General features: G+C 62.6%; 6 protein-coding genes. 3 read left to right on the top strand and 3 right to left on the bottom strand.

Translation table 11 applies throughout. The annotated features are described in order from the left end of the window. Window positions 1–138: 138 nt before the first annotated feature. The 3 genes from ENJ19_07945 to ENJ19_07935 form a co-directional block, all read right to left on the bottom strand. Window positions 139–810, bottom strand: coding sequence for a DUF1624 domain-containing protein (locus tag ENJ19_07945; GenBank protein HHM05659.1), 672 nt, complete (start codon window positions 808–810; stop codon window positions 139–141). Window positions 811–1,141: 331 nt separating this feature from the next. After that, entirely contained in the window at window positions 1,142–1,426 is a 285-nt protein-coding gene (locus ENJ19_07940; protein HHM05658.1) for a DUF2782 domain-containing protein, read from the bottom strand. A gap of 50 nt (window positions 1,427–1,476) precedes the next feature. Next, complete coding sequence (locus ENJ19_07935; GenBank protein HHM05657.1) at window positions 1,477–2,202, bottom strand: TIGR00730 family Rossman fold protein; 726 nt, start codon at window positions 2,200–2,202, stop codon at window positions 1,477–1,479. A 100-nt stretch (window positions 2,203–2,302) separates the two neighbouring features. Here ENJ19_07935 and polA point away from each other — a divergent pair, with 100 nt between their 5' ends. From polA to ENJ19_07920, 3 genes are all read left to right on the top strand, one after another. Further along, entirely contained in the window at window positions 2,303–5,011 is a 2,709-nt protein-coding gene (polA, locus tag ENJ19_07930) for a DNA polymerase I (protein ID HHM05656.1), read from the top strand. 154 nt (window positions 5,012–5,165) lie between these two features. Continuing rightward, window positions 5,166–5,762 carry an RdgB/HAM1 family non-canonical purine NTP pyrophosphatase gene (gene rdgB, locus ENJ19_07925; GenBank protein HHM05655.1) on the top strand — a complete coding sequence of 199 codons (597 nt, stop codon included), beginning with the start codon at window positions 5,166–5,168 and terminating at the stop codon, window positions 5,760–5,762. Between the two features lie 67 nt (window positions 5,763–5,829). Beyond that, window positions 5,830–7,869: an oligopeptidase A gene (locus tag ENJ19_07920; protein ID HHM05654.1), complete on the top strand. Its 2,040-nt coding sequence runs from the start codon at window positions 5,830–5,832 to the stop codon at window positions 7,867–7,869. The last annotated feature ends 247 nt before the right edge of the window (window positions 7,870–8,116 follow it).

Here is an 8,116-nt window from a genome sequence, read left to right as displayed (position 1 = left end):
TGACCTGTTTGATTGCCGCCCGCGAAATACGGGCGCCATTGTGCGAAATGGCTGGTATTTCGCGGGCTCGCATTGACTTGCGCCAATGGCGGCACATCCCTGTGCCGCGCTATTAACCCGACAATCCTAATTGCCGGGTTAATAAATATCGGGCAGACCCAAAAACAGCGCCAACACCCCGATCAGGACGGGTTGATGCAGCATATAAATGGCCAGGCTGTGGCGTCCGCCCAGCGCCAGACAACGACCAAGGGCACCGCTCCCCCGCCAGGCCAGCAGCCACCGGGGCCGGGCATGCCCGAACACCCAGCGGCCGAGAAACAAACCCAGTAACACAACGCCGAACCAGGGAAACAGGGGGACATAGTCTTCGGTGGGCGGCTTGAAGGTCATCATGCCCCACCATTGCAACCAGGGATGGTCAAACCAGGGGTGACGGACACCGGCCCCAAGTCCGAGGACAGCCAGACCAAGGATCAGATTGCTCCAATAGCCGTGGCGGAACAGCAGGCCCAGGACACTGGCCAGGGCAATGAAGTGCAGCACACCAAAAAAAATCCAGCGCTGCCCGAACATCATCGCACTGCCCAGGCTCACCAGCGCTGCGCAAAGCACCACCATGACGAGGCGGCGCAGGTAACGCGTTATGTTCAGACCGCCAGTGGTGGCCAGGTGGAGACTCACGCCCACCAGCGCGAGGAACAGGCTGAGGATAAGGGTGCGAAACGCGATCCAGCGGGGGTCGTTGTAGAAATCCCACTCCACCAGGCCAAACAAATGCAGGTCGAAGCTGAAGTGGTAGACCACCATGAGGACAATGGCGATGCCGCGCAAGGCATCGATGAGGGGATAGCGGGGGGCGCTCACCGGCCGCTTCCCTTGGAACGCGTTATGCACATTGTGTCAAGTTTGAAAGATTTCCTGGCGATTCAAAAAGATCCGCCCATGCACGCCGCAGATATCATGTAAGTCATTGATTTTAATAATAAGGCTGAATGGCCAATCTTTCGTCAGTATGGCGGACACCCTGCCGCTTCAGGCACTTGCGGCAGTTGATCGCATTCTTTCCACAAACTTATCCACAGAAACTGTGGACACCACACGGCAGCCAGGGACAGGTGTCCAATAAAATTCCAGCGACTTACTTCCAGCGCAGTATCACCCAATTGGGAATGTGCACATCAGGGTCCAGATCGTTGCGGCGGGAATCGAAATCGCCGTCGCCGTCGGTGTCCAGCAAATAATAGGGTGCGCCTTTGCTGGGGGTGATTTTGATCATATAAACGTCGTTGTTCACCCGGTACTCTTCCACCCGCTCCCCGTCACGCTGGATGATGGTGACCTCAGGCTCCAGTTCCGCGTCACCGGCGGTGGCAGACAGGGCGGGGGAGGCCAGCAGGGCCAGGGGGGCGATGAACTTGCGCATCGTGTGTCCTTGTGTGGGGCCGGGCCTCAGCCCTCCCCCGGCGCTGGGTTTTAAAGGTCCAGCAGCATTTCCTGTTCCTCGGCGGAAGGCTCGAAACCACGGCTTTCGTAGTGGCTAAAGATAGCATCCACCACCTCTTTCGGCTTGTCCAGTACCTGGATCAGATCCAGGTCACCGGCATCAATAACCTTTTCCGTCACCAGCGTGTGTTTGAACCACTGCAGCAGGCCGTTCCAGAAGGGGGTATGCACCAGAATGATGGGAATGCGGCGTGTCTTTTGAGTCTGTACCAGGGTGAGAATCTCCGCCAGCTCGTCCAGGGTGCCAAAACCGCCGGGCAGCACCACGTAGGCCGAGGCGTATTTCACGAACATCACTTTGCGGGAAAAAAAATGGCGGAAATGCAGGGCGATGTCCTGGTAGGGGTTGTCTTCCTGCTCCATGGGCAGGCTGATATTCAAGCCGATACTGGGGGATTTGCCAGCGAAGGCGCCCTTGTTGGCCGCCTCCATGATGCCGGGACCACCGCCGCTCACCACACTGAAACCGGCGTCTGACAACGCCAGGGCAATGTCTTCGCCCAGCTTGTAGTAGGGGTGATCCCGCGGTGTGCGGGCCGAGCCGAAGATGCTCACCGAGGGTTTGATTTTGGCCAGGCGCTCGAAACCTTCAACAAACTCGGCCATGATCTGAAAGATTTTCCACGACTCACGGGTCAGCAGGGAGTCGTTCACGGGGGTGAGGCTGGGATGACTGGCGCGGTGCTTGGCGTCCATACTGCTTGACCTTGTCTGATGGGTTTATTTTGGTTATCGGCGTGGCGCGACGGGCTTTTTAGTACAATGCGCAGACTTCGCGACCGGACTTGAGTTCCCCATGACGGACAACACATCCCGCAAGCCTCCCCTGGTTCTGGTGGACGGCTCCTCCTATCTTTACCGAGCCTACTACGCCCTGCCCCCCCTGACCAACTCCCGGGGCGAAGCCACCGGCGCGGTCTACGGCGTGCTCAACATGTTGCGCAAGCTGGTGGATGAGTATCAGCCGGAGCTGATGGCAGTGGTGTTTGACGCCAAGGGCAAAACCTTTCGCGATGAGATCTTTGAACACTACAAAGCCCACCGCCCGCCCATGCCGGAGGATCTGGCCTCGCAAACCGAACCGCTGAAGCAGGTGATTGAGGCCAGCGGCTTTCCCCTGCTGTGCACAGCCGGCGTGGAGGCGGACGACGTCATCGGCACTTTGGCCGTGCAGGCCGCGGCTGAAGGGCGGGACGTGCTGATCTCCACCGGCGACAAGGACATGGCCCAGCTGGTGAACAGTCACATCACCCTCATCAACACCATGAGCAATACGGTGCTGGACCGGGATGCCGTGGTGGACAAATTCGGCATCCCGCCGGAGCGCATCATCGACTATCTGGCCCTGGTGGGGGACAGCGCCGACAACATCCCCGGCGTGCCCAAGGTCGGCCCCAAAACGGCGGTCAAATGGCTGAACCAGTACGGCAGCCTGGACGGGATCATCGCCCACGCCGGGGAGATCAAAGGCAAAGTGGGCGACAAGCTGCGCACACATCTGGAGCAATTGCAGCTCAGCCGCGAGCTGGCCACCATACGCTGCGACGTGCCCTTGGCGCTGGGTCCGGCGGATTTGCAGCGCCGCCCGCCCGACACAGACGCGCTGGCGGCATGGTTCCAGCGGCTGGAATTCAAAACCTGGCTGGCGCAATTGGACGGGGCCGCGCCCGACGGCCCCCCTGCCGCACCGCCCCCCAAGGCCCGGTACGACACCCTTCTCACCCAGGCCCAGTTCGACAACTGGCTGGCGCGGCTGGAGGTGGCGCCGCTCATCGCCCTGGATACCGAAACCACCAGCCTGGATTACATGCGTGCCGAGCTGGTGGGCCTGTCGTTTGCCGTCACGCCCCATGAGGCGGCCTACCTGCCCGTGGCCCACGACTACCCCGGCGCGCCCGGACAACTGAGCCGGGAGGCCGTGCTGGCCCGGCTGCGTCCGCTGCTGGAAGACCCGGACAAACCCAAGGTGGGGCACAACCTCAAATACGACATGAGCGTGCTGGCCCGCCACGGCATCACCCTGCGGGGTGTGGCCCACGACACCATGCTGGAGTCCTACGTGCTGAACAGCACCGGCTCGCGTCACGACATGGACACCCTGGCGCGCAAACACCTGGGCCATGACACCATCAGTTTCGAGACCATCGCCGGCAAGGGCACCAGGCAACTCACTTTCAATCAAATCGATCTGGACACGGCAGGCCCCTACGCCGCCGAGGATGCCGATGTGACCCTGCGCCTGCACCAGACCCTGTGGCCGCGGCTGAAAGCGGCCGCCTCGCTGGAAAAACTGTATCGGGAGCTGGAGATGCCCCTGGTGCCGGTGCTGTCGCGCATGGAACGTCACGGCGTTTTGGTGGATGGCGCCGCCCTCAGGCGCCTCAGCGGCGAACTGGCGCAGGAGATGAGCGAGATCGAAGCGCGTGCCCACGAGGCGGCGGGCCGGCCTTTCAACCTGGCTTCACCCAAGCAAATCCAGGAAATCCTGTTCAACCAACTGGGCTTGCCGGTACTGCAAAAAACGCCCAAGGGCCAGCCTTCCACTTCGGAGGCCGCGTTGCAGGAACTGGCGGCGGATCACCCCATCGCCCGGCTCATTCTCGAACACCGGACCCTGGCCAAGCTCAAATCCACCTACTCCGACCGCCTGCCCGAACGCATTGACCCGGTCACGGGGCGGGTGCACACGTCCTATCATCAGGCGGTGGCGGCCACGGGGCGTTTGTCGTCGGCGGAACCCAATCTGCAAAACATCCCCATCCGCGGCGCGGCGGGACGGCGCATTCGCCAGGCGTTTATCGCCCCGCCGGGACACAAGCTCATCGCCGCCGACTATTCCCAGATCGAGCTGCGCATCATGGCCCATTTGTCCGAAGATCCCGGCCTGCTGGAGGCCTTCGCGGCGGGACACGACATTCACCGCGCCACGGCGGCGGAGATTTTCGAGGTGGCGCCCGAGGCCGTCACTGCCGAGCAGCGCCGCAGCGCCAAGGCCATCAACTTCGGTCTGATTTACGGCATGTCCGCCTTCGGCCTGGCGCGCCAGCTCAATGTGGAGCGCAGTGCGGCCCAGGAATACATGGACCGCTACTTCGCCCGCTACCCCGGCACCAAGGATTACATGGACCGCACCCGCGAGGCGGCGCGGAAACAAGGCTATGTGGAAACCCTGTTCGGCCGCCGGCTCTACCTGCCCGACATCAGGGCCCGCCAGCAGGCCAGACGCCAGTACGCCGAACGCGCCGCCATCAATGCCCCCATGCAGGGCAGTGCCGCCGATATCATCAAGCGGGCCATGATCCGCACAGATGCCTGGCTGCGGGATGCGGCGCTGCCCGCGCGGATGATCATGCAGGTTCACGACGAGCTGGTACTCGAAGTCCCCGTGGATGAGCTGGACACCACGGTGGCGGGGCTGCGCGAAGTGATGCAGCAGGCGGCCACGCTGGCCGTGCCGCTGGAAGTGGACATCGGCGTGGGTGACAACTGGGACGAAGCCCATTGAAAACGCCCCCGGACCGGCCGGTCCCAATGTGGCGCGGTTCCCAAACCAGGCGCCGGCCAGCAGCCCGGCTCCTTGGCAGCGTGTTGAAAAACCCTGTTTTTCAACACGCTGCTGGAAGTTTCGTTCTCCCTTGTGCAGTTGATCTGGTTTTGCCATGAAAAAAATCGTTCTCGCCACCGGCAATGCCGGCAAAGTCCGGGAAATGAACCACCTGCTCACGGCAAGCGGCATCGAGCTCATGCCCCAAACGGAACTGGGCGTGCCCGAAGCCGAGGAAACGGGACTGACCTTCGTGGAAAACGCGATCATCAAAGCCCGCAACGCCTGCCGCCACACCGGCCTGCCCGCCATCGCCGACGATTCGGGCCTGGTGGTGGACGCCCTGCACGGCGCGCCCGGCATTTATTCCTCCCGCTACGCCGGCCCCGCGGCCGGCGACGCCGACAACAACGCCAAGCTGCTCGCCGAGCTGGCCACAGTGCCTGAAGCGGCCCGCACGGCCCGATTTTGCTGCGCCATGGTCTGCCTGAGGCACGACCGCGATCCCACGCCTCTCATCAGCCAAGGGCGCTGGGCGGGCCGCATCCTGTCTGCCCCGCAGGGCAGGGGCGGATTCGGCTACGACCCTTTGTTTTTCGTCCCCACCCACGGCTGCGCTGCGGCCCAATTGCCGCCCGAGGAAAAACAACGCATCAGCCATCGCGGCCAGGCCTTGCGGGCCCTGGTGGCCCTCATCACCCACAACACGTAAACGGCGGCGGCGTTTTGCTATTCTTGGTGGCACTCGCATTGCTGCCCTATCTTCAAGGAGACCCCGCATGAGCAACCCGCTCCTGGAACTCACCGGATTGCCGCCTTTTTCCCGGATCAGGCCGGAGCATGTCGAACCCGCCGTTGACCGCCTGCTGGAGGGGAACCGCTACGAAATCGACAGCCTGCTGGCGCGGGGTGGTCCCTATAGCTGGGGCACCCTGGTGCAGCCCATTGAGGCGCTGGAAGACCGGCTGAGCCGGGCCTGGTCGCCCGTCAGCCACATGAACTCGGTGGTGAACAACGACGAGCTGCGCGCCGCCTACAACGCCTGCCTGCCCAAGCTCAGCGCTTATGCGACCGAACTGGGTCAGAACGAAGACTTGTACCGCGCCTATCAATCCCTGCGCGACGGGGAGGAATGGGCCCGCCTTGATCAGGCCCAGCGCAAAGTGGTGGACAATGATTTGCGCGATTTCCGTCTCGCCGGCGTGGACCTGCCCGCCGCCGACAAAGCGCGCTACAAGGATTTGATGCAGGAACTGTCCAACCTCAACTCAAAATTTGAAGAAAATCTGTTGGATGCCACCAACGCCTGGTCCAAACACATCACCGACGAACAGCTGCTGGCCGGCCTGCCACCCACGGCCAAGGCGCTGGCGGCGCAGACCGCCAGGCAGCGCAAACTGGACGGCTGGGTGCTGACGCTGGAGTTCCCGTCCTATCTTCCGGTAATGAGCTATGCCGATTCGGGCGCGCTGCGGCGGGAGCTGTACGAGGCCTATGTCACCCGTGCCTCCGACGCCGGCCCCCATGCAGGCCGCTGGGACAACACCCCGGTGATGGAGCGGATTCTGGCGCTGCGCCACGAGGCGGCCCGCCTGCTGGGTTTTGCCAATTACGCGGAATACTCCCTGGCCACCAAGATGGCGCCGTCGCCGGACCAGGTGCTGGCATTTCTCACCGACCTGGCCCGCCGCTCTCTGGCCATGGCCCGCGAGGAGTTGCAGGAAGTGCGCGACTACGCCCGCGAGCACCACGGCGCCAGCGGGCTGGAGGCCTGGGACATCCCCTATTATTCGGAAAAACTGCGCCAGCACCGCTACGCCATCTCCCAGGAAGACCTCAAACCGTATTTCCCCGAACCGCGGGTGGTGCAGGGCATGTTCGAAGTGGTCAAGCGTCTCTACGGCCTGGACATCCGCGAAGTGGAAGGCGTGGACGTGTGGCACGAGGACGTGCGCTTTTTCAACATCTTCGACGCCAGGGGCGAACTGCGCGGCCGTTTCTACCTGGACCTCTACGCCCGGGCTCACAAGCGCGGCGGTGCCTGGATGGACGAATGCATCCGCCGCCGGCGCTTGCCCGACGGCATCCAGGTGCCTGTAGCCTACCTCACCTGCAACTTCTCACCGCCGGTGGGGGACGACCCGGCCCTGTTCACCCACGACGAAGTGCTGACCCTGTTTCACGAATTCGGCCACGGCCTGCATCACATGCTCACCCGTGTCGACTACGCCGGCGTGTCCGGCATCAGCGGCGTACCCTGGGATGCCGTGGAGCTGCCCAGCCAATTCATGGAAAACTGGTGCTGGCAGCGGGAAGCCTTGGACGTGATCGCCGGCCATTATCAAACCGGCGCCCCCCTGCCCCAGGCGCTGTTTCAGAAAATGCTGGCCGCCAAAAACTTCCAGTCCGGCATGCAGATGCTGCGGCAGATCGAATTCGCGCTGTTTGATTTCCGCCTGCACAAGGAATACGACCCCGAGCGGGGCCCGCGCATCTACGAGACCCTGGAAGAGGTGCGCGACCAGGTGGCGGTGATGAAACCGCCCTCCTTCAACCGCTTTCCCCACAGCTTCGCCCACATCTTCGCCGGCGGTTACGCCGCGGGGTATTACAGCTACAAATGGGCAGAGGTACTCTCCGCCGATGCCTTTGCCGCCTTCGAAGAACGGGGCGTGTTCGACCGCGCCACCGGCTCGCGTTTTCTCACCACGGTGCTGGAGCAAGGTGGCTCGAAAGATCCACTGGAGTTATTCATCGAGTTTCGCGGCCGCGAGCCCAGCATCGACGCCTTGCTGCGCCACAGCGGGATTGCGGCCTAGTGCTGCCTCAAGCAGACAACAGAGCTGGACCCTTTCATCCCAAATGACCGTTTCCGGCGACTGGCCAGTGAGGAAGGCGAGGAACACAAAGCAAGTTATTAACCCGGCAATTAGGATTGTCGGGTTAATAGCGCGGCACAGGGATGTGCCGCCATTGGCGCAAGTCAATGCGAGCCCGCGAAATACCAGCCATTTCGCACAATGGCACCCGTATTTCGCGGGCGGCAATCAAACAGGTCAGGACGAC

It is taken from the genome of Gammaproteobacteria bacterium, assembly GCA_011375345.1.
Taxonomy (GTDB): domain Bacteria; phylum Pseudomonadota; class Gammaproteobacteria; order DRLM01; family DRLM01; genus DRLM01.
Note: the sequence above shows the minus strand (reverse complement) of the source record. Positions and strands in the feature narration are given on the sequence as shown.